17 protein-coding genes are annotated in these 16,689 nt (G+C 36.4%); 10 read left to right on the top strand and 7 right to left on the bottom strand.

Annotated elements, in window-relative coordinates:
• Positions 1-6 precede the first annotated feature (6 nt).
• Entirely contained in the window at positions 7-840 is an 834-nt protein-coding gene (locus tag J2Z60_RS03105; protein ID WP_209686204.1) for a hypothetical protein, read from the top strand.
• Between the two features lie 58 nt (positions 841-898).
• Here J2Z60_RS03105 and J2Z60_RS03100 read toward each other — a convergent pair whose 3' ends face one another.
• The 3 genes from J2Z60_RS03100 to J2Z60_RS03090 form a co-directional block, all read right to left on the bottom strand.
• Positions 899-1,081: a hypothetical protein gene (locus J2Z60_RS03100; protein ID WP_209686203.1), complete on the bottom strand. Its 183-nt coding sequence runs from the start codon at positions 1,079-1,081 to the stop codon at positions 899-901.
• Between the two features lie 3 nt (positions 1,082-1,084).
• Positions 1,085-1,693 (bottom strand): hypothetical protein, encoded by a 609-nt coding sequence (locus J2Z60_RS03095; protein ID WP_209686202.1) that lies wholly within the window; start codon positions 1,691-1,693, stop codon positions 1,085-1,087.
• Between the two features lie 333 nt (positions 1,694-2,026).
• The gene (locus J2Z60_RS03090) at positions 2,027-3,673 is read right to left on the bottom strand and encodes a CAP domain-containing protein (protein ID WP_209686201.1); all 1,647 of its coding nucleotides are present in this window, start codon (positions 3,671-3,673) and stop codon (positions 2,027-2,029) included.
• 152 nt (positions 3,674-3,825) lie between these two features.
• Here J2Z60_RS03090 and J2Z60_RS03085 point away from each other — a divergent pair, with 152 nt between their 5' ends.
• From J2Z60_RS03085 to J2Z60_RS03065, 5 genes are all read left to right on the top strand, one after another.
• On the top strand, positions 3,826-4,911 hold the full coding sequence (locus J2Z60_RS03085; RefSeq protein ID WP_209686200.1) for a D-alanine--D-alanine ligase family protein: 1,086 nt from the start codon (positions 3,826-3,828) through the stop codon (positions 4,909-4,911).
• A gap of 16 nt (positions 4,912-4,927) precedes the next feature.
• The gene (locus J2Z60_RS03080) at positions 4,928-5,719 is read left to right on the top strand and encodes a transcriptional regulator (RefSeq protein WP_209686199.1); all 792 of its coding nucleotides are present in this window, start codon (positions 4,928-4,930) and stop codon (positions 5,717-5,719) included.
• A 138-nt stretch (positions 5,720-5,857) separates the two neighbouring features.
• Positions 5,858-6,952: a YibE/F family protein gene (locus J2Z60_RS03075; protein WP_209686198.1), complete on the top strand. Its 1,095-nt coding sequence runs from the start codon at positions 5,858-5,860 to the stop codon at positions 6,950-6,952.
• Entirely contained in the window at positions 6,949-7,704 is a 756-nt protein-coding gene (locus tag J2Z60_RS03070; RefSeq protein WP_209686197.1) for a YibE/F family protein, read from the top strand. Before J2Z60_RS03075 ends, J2Z60_RS03070 begins: the two co-directional genes overlap by 4 nt.
• 13 nt (positions 7,705-7,717) lie before the next feature.
• Positions 7,718-8,542, top strand: a complete 825-nt coding sequence (locus J2Z60_RS03065) for an alpha/beta hydrolase (RefSeq protein WP_209686196.1) — start codon at positions 7,718-7,720, stop codon at positions 8,540-8,542.
• Positions 8,543-8,568: 26 nt separating this feature from the next.
• Here J2Z60_RS03065 and J2Z60_RS03060 read toward each other — a convergent pair whose 3' ends face one another.
• Together J2Z60_RS03060 and J2Z60_RS03055 are read right to left on the bottom strand one after the other, a co-directional pair.
• Positions 8,569-9,300 (bottom strand): DUF4097 family beta strand repeat-containing protein, encoded by a 732-nt coding sequence (locus J2Z60_RS03060; protein WP_209686195.1) that lies wholly within the window; start codon positions 9,298-9,300, stop codon positions 8,569-8,571.
• Positions 9,301-9,317: 17 nt separating this feature from the next.
• On the bottom strand, positions 9,318-12,374 hold the full coding sequence (locus tag J2Z60_RS03055) for a TIM-barrel domain-containing protein (RefSeq protein ID WP_209686194.1): 3,057 nt from the start codon (positions 12,372-12,374) through the stop codon (positions 9,318-9,320).
• A 161-nt stretch (positions 12,375-12,535) separates the two neighbouring features.
• Between J2Z60_RS03055 and nagA the strand changes: the two genes are divergently transcribed.
• On the top strand, positions 12,536-13,693 hold the full coding sequence (nagA, locus tag J2Z60_RS03050; RefSeq protein ID WP_209686193.1) for an N-acetylglucosamine-6-phosphate deacetylase: 1,158 nt from the start codon (positions 12,536-12,538) through the stop codon (positions 13,691-13,693).
• A 33-nt stretch (positions 13,694-13,726) separates the two neighbouring features.
• Here the strand turns inward: nagA and J2Z60_RS03045 are convergent, their stop codons facing one another.
• A complete protein-coding gene (locus tag J2Z60_RS03045) occupies positions 13,727-14,203 on the bottom strand; it encodes a nucleoside 2-deoxyribosyltransferase (RefSeq protein ID WP_209686192.1) in 477 nt (158 codons plus the stop codon).
• A gap of 164 nt (positions 14,204-14,367) precedes the next feature.
• Between J2Z60_RS03045 and J2Z60_RS03040 the strand changes: the two genes are divergently transcribed.
• Entirely contained in the window at positions 14,368-14,850 is a 483-nt protein-coding gene (locus J2Z60_RS03040) for a PTS sugar transporter subunit IIA (protein ID WP_209686191.1), read from the top strand.
• Complete coding sequence (locus tag J2Z60_RS03035; protein WP_209686190.1) at positions 14,850-15,164, top strand: PTS sugar transporter subunit IIB; 315 nt, start codon at positions 14,850-14,852, stop codon at positions 15,162-15,164. The genes J2Z60_RS03040 and J2Z60_RS03035 overlap by 1 nt, the downstream gene beginning before the upstream one ends.
• A gap of 31 nt (positions 15,165-15,195) precedes the next feature.
• Here the strand turns inward: J2Z60_RS03035 and J2Z60_RS03030 are convergent, their stop codons facing one another.
• Complete coding sequence (locus J2Z60_RS03030) at positions 15,196-16,002, bottom strand: tyrosine-protein phosphatase (RefSeq protein ID WP_209686189.1); 807 nt, start codon at positions 16,000-16,002, stop codon at positions 15,196-15,198.
• Positions 16,003-16,189: 187 nt separating this feature from the next.
• On the opposite strand from J2Z60_RS03030, the gene J2Z60_RS03025 reads away from it, so the two are divergent.
• Positions 16,190-16,687 carry a universal stress protein gene (locus J2Z60_RS03025; protein WP_209686188.1) on the top strand — a complete coding sequence of 166 codons (498 nt, stop codon included), beginning with the start codon at positions 16,190-16,192 and terminating at the stop codon, positions 16,685-16,687.
• Positions 16,688-16,689 lie beyond the last annotated feature (2 nt).

Genomic DNA, 16,689 nt, shown 5'->3' with positions numbered 1-16,689 from the left:
TAGCATATGGTAGCAGGTTCGCGTAGTGAATTACGGCGAATTGATCAGGCCCAAAATGCTCATAATAAAAGATCTTTAATTTTTATTATCTTTACGACCATTACATTAGTGTTTAGCTTATTAACGTTTATGAACCCTAGTTTCATGAAAAAGCAACTAAGCAAAGAAAGCAATGCCGTTGTAGCTGAACAATTTATCAATGAAAGGTTTGATAATTTTGCCGAAACTATCGGTGCTGATCGTAATGGTGATACAAGTAATATACTAACTGAAAAGCAAACTAAACCGATCGCTAATGCGATGGTTGATTATACTTTGGGTGTGCATTGGTTTAGAGCAGAGAATGCTAACTTAGCTGAAGATATTCGACAAGTCATCTTGAAAAAAATAGACAGTAATTCTTCTCAGGAAGCTCAATCTGTTAAGAATCATTTAAAGAAATATACTGATCGAGGAATTTACTCAGTTATTACTGGCTTTGACTTGTCGTCAGTAACTTTAAGTGCCAATATTGAAACATTATTTGTCGTCGTAAATATAATTATAATTATTATGTGCTTGCTATCATCGGTATCTGTGATTAGGAGTATGAAGCACTTACTAGGTAAGAAGGAATTCATTCATACGATCATGGCTGCGATAATGTGGGTAGGAAGCTTGTTCATAGTTATTTATGGACTGCTGGCAGCAGTACCGTTAATCTTTAATGTTGAAGGATTAATATTAGGGATTGGGTATTTCTTGGAGATTGCTAGTGGGATCTTCTTAGAGCTAGTCATAATTGGCGTAATTTTATTTGTAATTAGTGCGATTTTATGGCAATTAACAACTGAAAATTAAAAAAATGCATGGCAGGTTAGTGTCATGCATTTTTAAGTACTATTTTAAAAGTAAGCAGTTAGTGATTATCTTTTCGTTCTAGCAAATAAAGTACCAAAACAGCGATTAGTGCTATAGCTGCCGCTATCGTTCCTCTGATAAAAATATTTGTTATATGTGAAGATAACAATATTGAATAAATGTATTCACTTAAAGCAACTATTAATCCTAAAATAATATATTTTAGTTTACTGTGTTTCATAACTTATTGCCACCCAAATCTATTTATAGATCCTAAGAAGTAATTGTAATCTACCCATATACCACTTTTGATGTTATCTCCTACTACTGAGGACAAATATCCACCAATGGCAGCTCCAGCTGCAGCACCTCCTATGTTTGCAAAGAAGCCTCCTAAAGCAGTTGAACCTCCGCTAATAGCGGCAGTAGCTAAAGCCTTAGCTTGCCCAGCATCTAAGTAAATACGAGCATAATTCCAATGAATTTCAATTGCATTTTTGCCATATGATCTATCTTGGTAGGGCGATATAGTTGCTTTTTTTGTTTTTACATCAATTATTGCATTATAATTCTTTACTATTTGATTAGCAGTATTAATATATTCTTGTATTTCTGAAATTTGATTTGAATTTAAGTTTTGGTATGCGGAAGGCAAAATAGTAAACTTATTATTCTCTACGGCTATATACCTGTCGACATTATTTAGATCTTGCTTATTTTGGGTATAATTTCTTTGTGCTGTTGTCACATTTGAAAATGTATTAGCTTTTACAACAGAATTTTGAGTTAATAAAAATGTTGCGAAGCATGAGATTAGCATAGAGCTTACGGTAATAATTTTTTTAAGTGACATAAGAATTCTCCTTTCTGAATAACTCTGAATATATAGCGTGAGAAAGTAATTTTAAAATTAGTAATTAAACCGCTTACTTCTAACTATATAATAGCAAATATCATTATAAACTTCAAATCATTTTTTGTAACTGGTACAATATGAGTTTATCTATAAATAAAAGACAACTATAAAATTGGTATAGTTATTTTAATTAAATGCATTAAGTATATATCTTTTATTAAATAGGCTTATAACAAAATTGGTGTAATTTATTCATAATGAATATGATTTTATGGCAATTAACAACTGAAAATTAAAAAATGCATGGCAGATTAGTGTCATGCATTTTCATTAGATTAAGTTGTCTGTCTGGCTTAAAGGCTGCCTAATCCATTGATGAGGCCCAAGGTAATACCAGACTGTATCGCCGATAGTAATTGTCTGTCCATAAGGATAACTCTTACCGGGAGTTAATTGTGTAATAGGCACCTTCCTTAATTCATCATAGGGACTAGAATATATATTGCGGTCAATAGTTGCCTGCGTAACATTAACTAACCCTGCATTTAATTGTGGATTAGAAGTAATGTAGAAGCCCCTGAACCATTGATTCGAACCTAGATTATAGTAAGTCTTGCCATCTTGGTACGAACGACCGAACAGGCTAGTATTAAGCAACCTACTAGTAGAGAGGCCATCACGTATCTTCTCGCCTTCTAATAATAAGTTAGGACGAATATCAACTACGTCCTCAATCTGATTATTGTTATTAGCGCTAGTATCGTTATTCTCTGTTTGAGTTGCGTTATCGAAGTTAATAGCTGTTTTATTAGAGCTAGTTAAATTCTCGCCACTAGTAGCAGAGTTATCAATATTTAAGCTTGAGGAAGCATTTGACTGCTTACTGTCTTCAACTTTAGGTACTGTAACGTTATAGTCAGTCGAATTAGTTGACTTATTGGATTCAGTATTATCTGTTGTAGCAGCGCTTGTTTCATCAGCAGTATTTAGATTATAGAGCTTAAATGTGTAGTTATATACTCCCTTGATCTTGACAGAATATGAGTGTCCAGCTACTAAATTTAAGTTACCAGGGAAGTAGGTCAAGACTGTAGCGAAGTTACCATAACCGCCACTAGAGTAGTTTTTAACTTTGGTTGCTTTGACCATTTGCCCTGTATCTAAGTCGGTAATTGTAATAGTAGGCTTTCCTAAGACTGTGCGGTCAGACAGGTAGAGCGACCAGGCGATGTTTTTTCCTTTTAGTAATTCAATTGGAAAGATACCTGAAGCTGGATAAGTAACTGTAGGAACAGCAGCAGCCTTGAAGCTATCGCTAGCATAGGCGACTTGTTGGACTGAATAGCGGTAGCCATTAGAGCCGTAAGCTGCGCCAATGCCCGTGGTTGTCAATCTGGAAGATAGTAGCCAAGCACGGTGGCCTGTATCAGAACCATCTAAGTTATAACTATCTGTCAATAAGTCAGTAATTACATCCCCAGCTGACTGATCAGAAACATTAAAGTTCAAGTTAGAGCTGGCAGACACATTCTTAGCAATAGACCAATTTATCTTACTGATGTATTTAGGGCGCTTTTCGTTAGGTAATCCGTGTTGATTCTTAAAAGGATTAGCATTGATTGCGGCCATGACACTAGCAGTAACTTGAGCATTATCATTATCAGTAGGATTAGTGGTAATTGCCGGCAAGTTAAAAAGACTACGATAAAAATTAATATATGCTAGTTGACTAGAAACGTATGAATCAGTTAATATTCCCGCTGAAAATGGTGAGCTTAAATGAGGTGCCTTTGAATAAATATTATTCTTAGCAAATACCATTTTAGGCAAATTTGCATATTGATTTTGAAGATTCTTTATTTTGCTACTTTCACTTTGAGTAAAAGATGTCGCATACGCTAGCCCTGTGTTAGCCGCATATGGACCAATTAGTGTAGTGCTAAGCAATGCGATAATAATTTTTTGCTTAAAACGCATCGTGAGCCTCCTTTCCTTGTAACTATATTATAGCTAATTGTCTTATCATTCTGTAAGAAATTGATGGATTTAATACTTTTTTTCTAAAAAAGCTCACGCACTAGGTCTACATTGTTTATAATAAGGATTCAGGGACTAAAAGGAGAAAAATAATGACTAAAAAATTAAAGGTTGGTCTGATCTTCGGTGGAAATTCTTCTGAATATGAAGTTTCTATCATGTCAGCCCACAATATTTATAATGCAATTGATACTAGTAAGTTTGATGTATATCCAATGTGGATCACTAATGATGGCTACTTAGCTAATGATGAAGATTCACGTAAGGTATTGCAAGATCCTAAGATGACTGTTGCTAACCCGCATAAGGTAGTTAATATTTCTAATATTATTGAATTACAAGATCGTCCGGAGATGGATGTTTTCTTCCCAATAGTTCATGGTAATTTAGGAGAAGATGGAGCACTGCAAGGTTTATTCAGAATTATGGATAAGCCATTTGTAGGCGATGATGTCTTGGCTGCTGCTGTAACGATGGATAAGGAAATGACCAAGATCCTAGCTCAAAGAGCTGGAGTTAAGGTATCTAAGTGGATTTCGATTAAGCGTCCTGAATACGATGACAAGGATAACAAGAAGTTAGATTATGATTATGTTGCCCAAGAATTAGGTCAGGACTTGTTCGTTAAGCCTTCTAACCAGGGGTCATCTGTTGGTGTTAACCATGTATTGAATGCCGAAGAATATAAGGCTGCCTTAGAAGACGCCTTTAAGTATGATGATAAGGTCTTAGTTGAAGAAACTGTCCATGGCAGTGAAGTTGAAACAGCAGTATTAGGTAATGATAAGCCAATTGTTTCTGGCGCAGGACAGATTACTAACGCTAAGGATTCTTTCTACACTTATGAGAACAAGTATAATTCAGATTCTACTTCAACTCTTCAGATTCCTGCCGACTTGCCTGAAGAGATTATTGAGAACGTTCGCCGCGATGCATTGAAGGTCTACCAAGCAACTGAATGTAGCGGTATGTCGAGAATCGACTTTATGCTTCGTCAAGAAGATAATGCAATTATCTTGACGGAAGTTAACGCACTTCCTGGCTTTACCAATATCTCAATGTATCCAAAATTATTCGAAGAAGTAGGAATTCCTTATAGTGAATTAATTACACGTTTGATTAATTTGGGTATAGAGCGTTACAATCATAAGAAGACCCTATTACATAAACACGAGTAAAAGAGTGAGAGATTAAATGGAACGCGACCACAATTTTGAAGAACTTGCTGCGCCTGCTAAAGCTGCCCAAGACTTAGATATTAGTGTAGCAACTTTAAGAAAATATTCTTTATTAGTTGAGAAGGTTACCGGCAATAAAAACTACTATGAGCGAACTAAGCAAAAGGCCCGCTTGTATAGCAAGAAGAATATCGCCGATTTAAGAACCTTACAACACTTAGCTAAGGATGATGATTTAACACTGCAAGAAGCAGCACAACAGATTTTTGCTATTAGTGATGCATCTGATAAGAGTAGCGCTAAAACTAAAGCTGTTGATACTATAGCCAATAATGCTCAAGGCAGTACGATGGTTGATGCTAAGCAGGTAATCAAGTTATTGACAATGCTGCAGAATACTATCACAAGCCAAAATAAAGCGATTCAAGATTTGCAAAAGCAAATTGCACGCGTCGAAGAGCAAAACCGCAAGTTGATTGATAGTTCACACCAATTAGCTCAGCCGTCCGACACAATTCAAGAAGATAATGCAATTAAGATGCAAGACGCTGAGGAAGCAAAAGTTGGTCCTGAGAAAAATTTTGACCAGCCTCAATTAAAGACCGATGCTGAAAAGAAAAAAGAGGCAATGGCTGCTCAAATTGAAGCTGATAAGAAGAAAAGCGCAGATGAAATGCATGAAGAAATCATGGAAAAGGCTCGCGAAAATCAAGAAAAACAAGCCGAAGCCATTCATCGCACTTTAGCACAAATGCAAGTTCAACCACGTAGGACTAAGAGACATTGGTGGCAGAGAATTTTTAAATAATGAAAGAAGATATAGCTTAAGTGGAAGCTGTATCTTTTTTTAGAATTGATTTTTTATGATACTTTTAAAAATTGCAACAATCGTTACTCAATTATGTCTCTAGTAGCATAATTATAATTATCGAAAAGGGGCGATTGTTTGTATCTAAATAAAAAAATACTAGTTAGTCTTGCGATCTTAATAACTGGGATCATACTAGCTAGTATCTGCTATTATTCAACCAGTTGGGCTACTAGACCAGTTGGGGTAATTACTAGTAATCACATTAAAGACGAATTAGTGAATAAAACTGAGGACAGCTATAAGAATAACGATGAAATTCGCCAGCAAACAATGAAGGTTAAGGTCCTCTCAGGTAAGAATAAGGGTAAGACCTATGTTGTTCATAATGTTTATTCGCCATCACAGGCAGTTACTTATAAGTACCGTCCTCATCAAAGGGTAATCGTTGCCTTTGTTAAGCATAAAGCCAAGGTTATGAGTCCTAAGCGTGACTGGGTCCTAGTTTTGGGCTTTTTCATAATGTTGAGTATTTTAGCCTTATTAGCAGGAAGACATACCATAATGTTAATGGCGTCTCTGGTCTTAAATGCGGTGATTTTTTTCTTTATTATTAAGTTTGATATTATTGAAAATGGTACTAAGACCTTTTTAATTTATGGACTAGCAGTGATTTTATTTACTTTTGTTTCACTTCTTTTGGCCCAAGGCCTAAATCGAAAAATGCTCGTAACCTTACTAGCGACACTGCTAGGGGTATTTGTTTCATTTGGCATTTGCTACTTAATTATGCGGCTGACACATGAGTCAGGTATTAAGTATGAAGCTGTGGATTATGCAACTCAAGATCCACGCTCGCTGTTTTTAGCCCAAGCCTTATTAGGAGTATTAGGAGCAGTAATGGATGAAGCAACGGACATTATATCTAGCTTACACGCCTTGGCTAAGCATAAGGCAAGCTTGACTATTAGAGAAATGATTTTGAGCGGCCGCACAATGGGACAGGAGATTATGGGACCGCTGATTAATGTCTTGGTACTAATTTTCATGGCGGAAGCTTTGCCGATGACGATTTTATTTTTGCGTGATAATAATACTTTGAACTATACTTTTCAATTTGCCTTATCGCTAGGCGTAATTCAGAGTTTAATATCGGCTGTGGGAATTGTTTTAACAATTGTTTTTTCAACTTTTTGTAGCATAATATTTTTGAAAAAGAAGGCCCGAAGATGAATACCCTGACTGCTTTATTAATTTTATTATTTGCCTTGATGTTAATTGTTGGTGGCACAACAGGTTTAAAAAGTTACCTGAGCGTAATACTTAATGCTTGCCTAGTAATCCTAGTAGCCTTACTTATCTCTTGGGGTGTAGATATAGTTTGGGTAGGGATAATTTTTATTCCGCTCAAGTTATTGACAATAATTTATTTGGGGACGCATGATTATGCCGTTGCCAAAAATTCATTCATAACGGCGTTATTAGTAAGCGTAACAATTATTTTGACAATAATTATTTTTGAGCACTTTGCCCAAGCAGCTGGCTTTGGTGATCAAGCTAGTGAAGAACTTGTAGGACTGTCTTTAAATGTAGGTATTAGCTTTCCTCAGATTTCAATTATTGTGACTATTTTTTCAACTCTAGGAGCAATTGCAGAAGCTAGTGTTGCAATGAGCGCGGGTCTTTTAGAACTGAAGCGCCATGATCCTAATATCAATCGAACCCAGTTACTTCATAACGGTAACCAAGTAGGGACGGATATTTTAGGAACGGCTTTAAATACCATTTTATTCGGGTTGTTCGGCAGCTTTTTACCACTTTTTATTTGGTATATGAGACTAAATTATTCACTTTTTGATATTTTAAATGATAAGCTTTTTATAAGTGAGAGCATGATTATTATTTATTCGTTTATCGGTGTCTTGTTAACAATACCGCTGACAACTTATTTATTAGCACATACATTAGATAAAGATAATCATTAGAAGAAGGTAGGATATGAAAGTTAGAGAGTTGGAGTTAACTAATTTTAATAATTGTAAATTTAAGGTCAACTATTATCAATTACAAGAAGACACACGCTTGAAGATAAGGAAAAGGCCATTGATGGTTATTTTTCCTGGCGGACATTTTACGCACATAAGTTTAAGAGAAGGAGAGCCTGTGGCCCTAGCTTATGCGATGTATGGTTTTGAATGTGCAATTATATCCTATAACTTGGTAACAGATCCTCAGCCGATATATCCTGATGCGGCTCTGAGCGGCTTGATGGCTATCAAGTATTTTAGGGACAATAGTGAAAAGCTAGGTATTGATCCTGATAAGATTGTTACAATTGGCTTTTCAGCAGGTGGTCATGTCGCAAGTGCAGTCAATGTAATGGCTGAAAGTCAAAAGTGGCAAAATAAATTTGGCTTCAAGCATGATGAAGTTGCACCGAATGCGACAATTCTTGGCTATCCCCTGATTGACATTAATAAGATAGGGATTGAGGTCCCTGCAGCGCAAATGGCCTATCTACCTAAAGAAGCAGAGTTATTAGATACTGCTAAGGGAGTGACTAAGCAGACACCACCAACATTTATCTTTCAAACGGTTGATGATGCAGTTGTATTGATTAATAATGCGATTGAATATTTAACAGCATTGAGAGAGCATAATGTGCCATTTGAAGCCCACTTGTTTGATAAGGGGATGCATGGTTATTCGCTAGGCTTAGCTAATTTAGAATATAAGGATAAGCCTTGGCTGGTAAACCCTCATGCAGCTAGGTGGTTCAAGATGAGTATTGAATGGCTACAACATTTGAAAATTGCGGCATAAAAAAAGAAGGCATTTGCCTTCTTTTTTTATCTAACTGTAATATCACCGTCTGAAGTTGAAATGTGTAAGACATTCTTAGAATGAATGTTCTTCTTATATGTTGCAGTATTAGTTCTATCACTAGCAACACTGATAATTCCATCATCTGCAGTTAATGATAATCCACTGGCGTTAGTCTTGTGGATCATAACATCCCCATCGTCAGTATTAATATTGAAGCCACTGGTTGTTTTCAGGTTTTTAAGATGAATATCACCATCAGAGAGGTTAATCTTACCATCTTTAGCAGTTAAATCGTCGAACTTAACATCACCGTCATCAGAAGATAAGTTAATAGTCTGAGCATGGATATTTTCACCAGAAATGTCACCATCATTAGTTGAAATATCAACTTTATCTAGTAATTTTTCAGGGATAGTAATTGTAAGCGTAGCGTCTGCATCAGAATCAATTGAAAATGATGACTTATCTTTAATAGTTAGACTGTCGCCATTTTGCTGAACGGTAGGTTTAGTTTTTTTATTACCAGTATATTTGACCTGATAATTAGACCCATTTTTAAAGATAATGTCAGCGTCTGAAACATCAATCTTTAGGTTAGAAAACTTCTGTTGAGAAAGATTCTCAGAAACTATCTTTTGACTATGTATTTCAACATTATGATGACTATGGCTATCAGTATGCTTTACGCTATAACAACCCGATAGTAATGTAACCATTGCTGTAGCAAGAACGCTAGTTGAAATTAATTTACGCATATTGTTTTCTCCATTTATTAATCTTTAGCCACGAAGAATAGTATTTCCTTGGCTGATGCAAGTCCGTCGGTTGATAGTAATACTCTTAATTTGATCGATTTAGCTATAACATCACGCATCCCGATGACCTTATTCTTAGCGTCATTTGGCCAGTTGTATTCTTTACTGTAGTCACTGTAATTTTCGCCATCTTTAGAGATTGCGACCTGCGCTCTAAGAATATGACCTTTGTGGTCGCGTGAGCGTGGAATGTATACCATCCTGCTTAATTTATAGGCATGATCGAAGCTAAAGGTTAGTTCTAAATGCTTTTCATCGGTTATCTTTTCTTGAGTTAGCCATTCGCTACCTAATCGTAAGTCAACTAAGTTAGATAGTGGCCATTCTGGATTGGACTTAAGCGTACTTTCAACTGCAATATTTTTAATCGCATAGTTCATTTGATCTGGCTTGGTCTTAGTGCCAAAGTATTCTGACCAATCTGAAACCTTAGTACCAAACTTGTTTCTAATTCTAAAACGGTAGCGAGTATTTGGTTGTAGTTCATGGAAGGTGAAAGTATCGCCATCAATATTAGTATGAACTAAGCCGTTAACTTCAATATCTGCAGTAACATTCTTTTGAGCGAAGGCTGGCGGGTTAGTCCAAGTTAGTGTGATACTACGTGAAGTTAGGCGTTCGGTTAAGATTGCTGCACTACGAGGTGAGCTCATCGCAGAATCAATAATAGCATGGCGTTCTACTTGGCTAGCGTAACTAAAGTTTTCGATTTTAATTTTATATTCGGTTTGCGAGATGTCTTTAGAATCAAGCTTAATTTGAACTGCTGGTTGAAGTTGCCCTGTAAATTGACCGAACTTCTTACATGGCATGAAGTCTTGCTTGAAGAAGTAACCAGATTCAGCTTGTTCAAAGCTCTTTTCATCACGGTATTCTCTTAATTCCATTGGTTCATCGTTAATCTTCAAGATTACTCGGCCAGGGTAGCGGTCAGCCATAATATTTAGTCGGGTAGTTTGGTGGAGGCTGAGGCCTTCATAATTACCTTCAGTTGGGTGAACTGTAACTTCTAAGTTAGCGCCATCAAGTGAACTTTCAACCTTAGTTGTGGCAAAGTGGCCTTTTTCATATTGGTTAGTAGCGCCGTCGTCATCATACAATACCTTGGAACTCTGTCCTTGCGGGAAGATATTTGCACTGCGAAGACCAGTCTGGATAATTGCCCCGCCACGGACAAAGACTGGCAAGTGCCAGAGAGGATAGTAGAACTTATCATAGAAGCGACCACCGAGTAATTTTTCACCAGTGAATAAGTCGATCCAAACAGTCCTATGGTCTGGTAAGTAGAGGTTATCCTTAATAGAGTTACCATCACTATCTTCACGACCATTGGTAATTGGTGCAATTAATAAGCTGTCACCTAACATAAACTCATGCTTGATCTGGTCGGTGTAATTAATCCTTTCATGTGGGAAAGAGATAAATAGGGGGCGAATTACAGGATTACCAGCTTGGGCTGTTCTTGTAAGGGTATAAAGGTATGGTAATAATTGCTTTCTTAAGTTTAGGTAGGCCTTATTAATTCTAGTTATCTTGGAATTAAAGGCAAATGGGGTCTTTTGCACAGAGCCAAAATTATCCATATTGAATAAAAGTGGGGTAAAGATCTTCCATTCTAAGTCACGGACACTAACTTGTGCGTTACCACCACTATATGCACCATCAATTGCCCCGCCGACATTTGGCTGACCTGAAAGCGACATTCCGATGAAGCTGTCAACTTGAGTAGCAATTTCATCCCATTCTCCACCAACGCCATCAATTGCGGTGGTAGCCAAGGTTTGAATTGCACTCCAACCATTTGAAGACATGACCCAAGGGCGATTGTTGGCGTTCTTTTTCACGAGTTCTTTACTAATTGTGGCAATGTTTTTTAGCAATTGACCATTGCTCGAGCTGGCGTGTGCTTTTTTAGTGAGTACTAAGTTGGCAGGTGCATTAGTAGGCAAGGCGTTGTAATACCCAACTTTAATGCCGTTTTTTTCAGCAAATTCAGTGAAGCTATCAACTGATTCAATTCCTAGAGGGGTATTGCTCTTAAAATTAGGAATAATCCATTTGAGATCAATATCGTTTTTTTGGTAACGTTCGACCATTGCTCGAGCTGAAAATTGATACTTATCTTCACCATTGAGGGATGAATGGGCAACAATTTTATCTTTATCAGTTGTTTGCATATAATTATTGCCGTCTTCGAATTTAATGGAACTTAAATCCTGTGCTTTAGCATCACTCCAAGCTGTTTCGATAAAGTTGCCGATATGTCCTAATTCTAAGGCATACTTAGGTAGGAACAGCGGCTTGCCAGTTAACCTATAATATTGGCTAATTAGGGCAGCTGGTGTGTCACCAATTAAATAAAAACTATCAAAAATCGGACTTTGATGGCTGATAGCAACTGCTTGACCATCTTCAAAGTTAAAGTTGTAAAGCCCATCTTGCCAAGTATTGCGTAATTCAGCAAAGCCAGCATTAGACCAAAAGAAGCTCTCAGGAACAGCTACACCATCACGACCAGTTAAATTGGTGTTTTTAATTTCAATGGTGTGTCCCTTGTGACTAAAGCGACCATTTTGCATACCACCGCCATAATAGAATTCATTTTTATTTTGAAAAAGAATCTCGCTAGTTGAGCTAGGTCCAATCTGAAGCGACCGCTCCTGCTTTAAACGATAGCGATGCAAATTATCATCAAAAATACTAAAGAGGGCGGGATTCTTTTGCAAGCGAAGTGAATATTGGGCACTCTTAATAGTAAAAGTTTCATCTGTGACGAGCAGTTGTGATTCTTCAAATGGACGCAGACTAAAGTCGCTAATTGGAATGGTTAATGCTGGATCTAGTGGTGCAAATTCTTGACTTGGATCTAAAACTAGCCTAAAAATTCCTTCAGCTACAATATATAAGCGGGCTCTTTCGCCGCCAGCAAATTGTAATTCATAAAAACGTGTCCCCTTGGCAACTTTGGTCAAAGGACTAATTGGATGTTCTTGTTGATTATTTAATTCAGACATATCAAAACTTCTCTACAATAAAATTTATTTTTAATCGTTATTTATCTTTTATTATAACGAAAAACTTACTATAATGCTTTTTTCAATTGACAATAAGTAAAGAAATCGCTATTATTTAATTATAAAATATGGTCTATACCAAATTAAGGAAGAAGATTAATATGACTTACTATATTCATGCGGGGAAGTTTTTCTTAGAAAATAGAACAGAAATTGGCGGCTATCTTGAAGTTCAAGATGATGGCAAATTTGGCTTTTATTATTCAGAAGCTCAAAGACCAAGTCATGGTAAAATTCTTGAATATGGTGATAAGTGGGTAGCGCCTGGTTATGTTGACACTCACATTCATGGCAGTTTAAAAGAGGATGTGATGAAGAGTGACTGGGAAGGCATTAATAAGATCTCTGAAGGCTTACTTAGGGCAGGTGTTACGAGCTGGCTACCAACTACTATTACAGCTAGTGACGATACCTTGACTAGAATATGTCAGATGTTTGCCGAGCACCAAGGTCAAGAAACTGGTGCTAAAATTCAGGGGATTCACTTTGAAGGGCCATTCTTTACTCCAGAACATGCTGGAGCAGAGAATCCTAAATATATGACAGATCCATCTATTGCTAAGCTTAAGAAGTGGCGTAAGGCTTCAAATAATATGTTAGTCAAGATTTCGATGGCACCAGAAAGAAGCGGTGCTAGAGAATTCGTAAGAGCTGCAGTTAAAGAAGGAGTTGTCGTTTCTTTAGGTCATTCAGCTTCTAACTTTAAAGATGCGATTGCCTGTGTTGAAGCTGGAGCAACGATGTTTTGTCATACTTATAATGGAATGGAGCCCCTATCACAACATTCCCCTAACTTGGTTGGTGCAGCTTATGCTTCTAGATTAACTACTGATGAGTTAATCTGTGATGGTCACCATGTTGAAGAACCGGCAGTGCGGGCCTTAGTCAATGCACGTGGTCCAGAACATATTGCCTTAATTACTGACTGTATGGAAGCGGGAATGATGCCAGATGGCGACTATATGCTAGGGGAATTACCGGTTTATGTAAGAGATGGAATGGCCCGACTGAAGGATGGCGATAATTTAGCTGGTAGTATCTTAGAGTTAAAGGATGCAGTTAAAAATGTCGTTGATTGGAATGTTGCAACTGCTGAAGATGCAGTTATGATGGCAAGCTATGTGCCAGCTAAGAGTAGTCATATTTTAGCTAATTGTGGTTCCATTAAGCCTGATAAGCCGGCTGACTTCATTGTTTTGAACCATGATATGACTGTTGTTGAAACCTACTTAGATGGTGTATCTAGATATAAAGCTTAAATAAAAAGGGACTCATTAAGAGTCCCTTTTGTATTAGTAAACAGCACCATCGTAGAAGTTAAAGCGGGGTTGGTTGAAGTTGAAATCTTTTAATTCGCTCATCTTGATAATGTTATCAGCAACGCCCCAACTCATTAAGTTGATAGCTTGGCCGTAGAATTCATCTGGAATAACTAATAATATATATTTGCCTTGTCCCATTGCATAGCCTAATTCCATACCCAGGCCAACATCTTCTTCTTTAGGAACATAAACACCCAGCATAATGTCACTAGTTCTAATACCGATTAAGTCGCCATTAAAGGTTGCTTGTGCCCACTCCTTATCATGTAAATATTCAGGGTGCTCATCAACACGGATGTTCTTATATTGATTTTGAAGTGGTACGTAGCTATTTTCTAAATCAATAGTTGGATTAGCTTCAAGAGCCTTTATTGCTTCTTTATAAGCTTTGTTTTGGACGTCAGAGAACCATCCGGCGCCAAAGTAAACAGTTTTTTGTTTAGTCATAAAATACTCCTTTAAAATTTGTCTAACTTTCATTACTACCTTACCAGAAAAAAACTTTAACTCTAGACTTGACTATTGTAATTTATCACTTCAATTTGTCTCAAGCTTTGGCTTATAATGGATTAGTAGATAAAAAATATTTAAATTATAAGGAGCAATAAAAAATGGCTTCAGAAGATCTTTTCAGAGAAGATGCTGTTTTTGTAACAGATAAGACTGATCGTAGTGAAATATTTAAAGACGTATATCAAAAATTATTAGAAATGAATTTGGTAAAGGGAGACTTTATTGATAATATCATCGAACGTGAAGAAAAGTATCCAACTGGAATTTTAACGAGACCACTTTCTAGAGAGTTGCCTAATGTGGCAATTCCCCATACTGAAGGAAAGTTTGTTAATACTCGTTTGATAGTGCCAGTTGCTTTGAAAAATTCGGTGATTTTTAATAATATGGTTAATCCAACTGAAGAGTTGCCAGTTAAGTTTTTGTTTATGATTTTGAACGATGATCCAGATAAGCATGCCAATATTTTGGCAAGAATTATGGACTTCTTAGCAGACAGTTCACCAGATGATTTGAATGAACTATTTAATTCAACTTCCCCGGCAATTATTTACCAAATGTTAGAAGAAAATTTTAAATAATGGAAAAAGAAATTCACTTATTGGCTGCTTGTGGAGCAGGTGAAAATGCGGCAACTGCTATTAAGCTAACAGTAGAAAAGAATCTTAGCAGTATTAGTCAATTGGTAGTTGTTGATACTTGCAAGATAAGCGAAGTTAATGAAAAGAAATTATTAAATTATGATGGCTATTTGACTGTCGGTAAAGTTCCCTTTAAAACCACTACCCCAGTAATAGAAGCTTCAGGAATATTATACCGAGTGCCATCTTTAGCTAAGCCGGTTTTAGAGCGGGTAGCTAATTTAATCGAGTCAATCAATTCTAAACATGCTTAAAAAGCTGCCTGTGGGCAGCTTTTTTCGTTAATTATTCGTTTGTTAGATAGATTCTTCTCAAGTCCATAATATCATTAATAGATAGGTGCATAACGTCTTTTAAATAGTTGTTGCTACTGCCATACTCTTTATTAATGACATGGATAGCATGGTCAAGATATTCGGGGTAGACTGATTGAATATCATTAATTGCTTGTAAGACCCTAGCACTTGATCCCTTGGCCTTAGCTTGTTTAAGCATATTTTCGACGAAGTCTTGTGTAGTAATATTAGTTAGTACGTAGTCATGCTTAATCGTTGCTAGTGGTACACCCAGAGCTGATAGGACCAAGAATGCCGCAAATCCAGTTCTGTCTTTACCAGCTGTGCAGTGGAATAATAATACGTCCTGGTCTTGAGTATTAGCTAATAATAATTCAAAAAAGCGGCGATAAGCTTTTTGGGCAGTTTGACCATTAATCATGTCCTCATATGCTTCAAACATATGTTTAAAGCCAAATTCAGGATCTTTTTCAGCAGACGTTTCTAAGGTAAATATTCCCTTAGATGCATTGGTTAAATCATCACCAAATACTGGCACAAATTCATATTGGGCACCTTCTGGAATTATATCAGGATGGTCGTTTTTTTCTTTTTCAGTTCGAAAGTCAACGTCATATTTAACACCGTAATCATGTAACAAGTTCAAGTCATGTTGGTTTAAATCTGCTAGGTTACCAGTTCTAAGTAACTTGTTATACTTGATTTTTTGACCGGTAATTGTTTCATAGCCGCCTAATTCACGGAAATTGCGACCAGAAGTTACCCCAATTAATTTAGTATCGTAGTTTTCGCTCATTAATAGACTTCCTTTCTTTAAAATTTATGTTATGTATTAATTAGTTTAGCGGTATAATTTTAGCATGGAATTAGTTAATTGTAATGAGAAATTTTAGTTGTTAATAATTTAACTCGTTATGGTTTAGCCGACATTATGTTAAAATTAAGTATAAACAATACGCTAATAGTACTTGGAGATGAAACAAATGGTAGAAGATTATAACAATATTTTAGTACCAGTTGATGGTTCTGAAACTGCAGAACGTGCATTCGATAAAGCTGTAAAGATCGCAATTGATAATCATGCTCATCTTGATTTATTAAATGTCATTGATACTCGCCAATTCATGGGTGAAATGCAAGATACATTAATTTCAGGTGACACTATTTACCAAATGACTCAAGATTCAGAGAATTATCTTACTAGCTTACAGAAGTGGGCTAAGGAAGAATTTAACTTCACTGATATTTCATACCACATTCGTTATGGTTCACCTAAAAGAATAATTGCTATTGACTTTATTAAGGACCACCATAATGATCTAACCATTATGGGTGCAACCGGTATGAATGCAGTTGAAAGAATGTTGATGGGTAGTGTAACTGAATATGTTAACCAACACTCATTGTCTGATGTATTAATTATCAAGACCGACATTGATAATAAAAAGGTTCCTAAGAAAAAGAAACGTAAGTTATTCTAAGC

The organism is Lactobacillus colini, from assembly GCF_017874575.1.
Classification (GTDB): Bacteria; Bacillota; Bacilli; order Lactobacillales; family Lactobacillaceae; genus Lactobacillus; species Lactobacillus colini.
Note: the sequence above shows the minus strand (reverse complement) of the source record. Positions and strands in the feature narration are given on the sequence as shown.

Excerpts from the sequence above, each read along its gene's own strand:
- J2Z60_RS03105 (WP_209686204.1), top strand. The coding sequence starts at position 7 with ATGGTAGCAGGTTCGCGTAGTGAATTACGGCGAATTGATCAGGCCCAA.
- J2Z60_RS03100 (WP_209686203.1), bottom strand. The coding sequence starts at position 1,081 with ATGAAACACAGTAAACTAAAATATATTATTTTAGGATTAATAGTTGCT.
- J2Z60_RS03095 (WP_209686202.1), bottom strand. The coding sequence starts at position 1,693 with ATGTCACTTAAAAAAATTATTACCGTAAGCTCTATGCTAATCTCATGC.
- J2Z60_RS03090 (WP_209686201.1), bottom strand. The coding sequence starts at position 3,673 with ATGCGTTTTAAGCAAAAAATTATTATCGCATTGCTTAGCACTACACTA.
- J2Z60_RS03085 (WP_209686200.1), top strand. The coding sequence starts at position 3,826 with ATGACTAAAAAATTAAAGGTTGGTCTGATCTTCGGTGGAAATTCTTCT.
- J2Z60_RS03080 (WP_209686199.1), top strand. The coding sequence starts at position 4,928 with ATGGAACGCGACCACAATTTTGAAGAACTTGCTGCGCCTGCTAAAGCT.
- J2Z60_RS03070 (WP_209686197.1), top strand. The coding sequence starts at position 6,949 with ATGAATACCCTGACTGCTTTATTAATTTTATTATTTGCCTTGATGTTA.
- J2Z60_RS03065 (WP_209686196.1), top strand. The coding sequence starts at position 7,718 with ATGAAAGTTAGAGAGTTGGAGTTAACTAATTTTAATAATTGTAAATTT.
- J2Z60_RS03060 (WP_209686195.1), bottom strand. The coding sequence starts at position 9,300 with ATGCGTAAATTAATTTCAACTAGCGTTCTTGCTACAGCAATGGTTACA.
- J2Z60_RS03055 (WP_209686194.1), bottom strand. The coding sequence starts at position 12,374 with ATGTCTGAATTAAATAATCAACAAGAACATCCAATTAGTCCTTTGACC.
- nagA (WP_209686193.1), top strand. The coding sequence starts at position 12,536 with ATGACTTACTATATTCATGCGGGGAAGTTTTTCTTAGAAAATAGAACA.
- J2Z60_RS03045 (WP_209686192.1), bottom strand. The coding sequence starts at position 14,203 with ATGACTAAACAAAAAACTGTTTACTTTGGCGCCGGATGGTTCTCTGAC.
- J2Z60_RS03040 (WP_209686191.1), top strand. The coding sequence starts at position 14,368 with ATGGCTTCAGAAGATCTTTTCAGAGAAGATGCTGTTTTTGTAACAGAT.
- J2Z60_RS03035 (WP_209686190.1), top strand. The coding sequence starts at position 14,850 with ATGGAAAAAGAAATTCACTTATTGGCTGCTTGTGGAGCAGGTGAAAAT.
- J2Z60_RS03030 (WP_209686189.1), bottom strand. The coding sequence starts at position 16,002 with ATGAGCGAAAACTACGATACTAAATTAATTGGGGTAACTTCTGGTCGC.
- J2Z60_RS03025 (WP_209686188.1), top strand. The coding sequence starts at position 16,190 with ATGGTAGAAGATTATAACAATATTTTAGTACCAGTTGATGGTTCTGAA.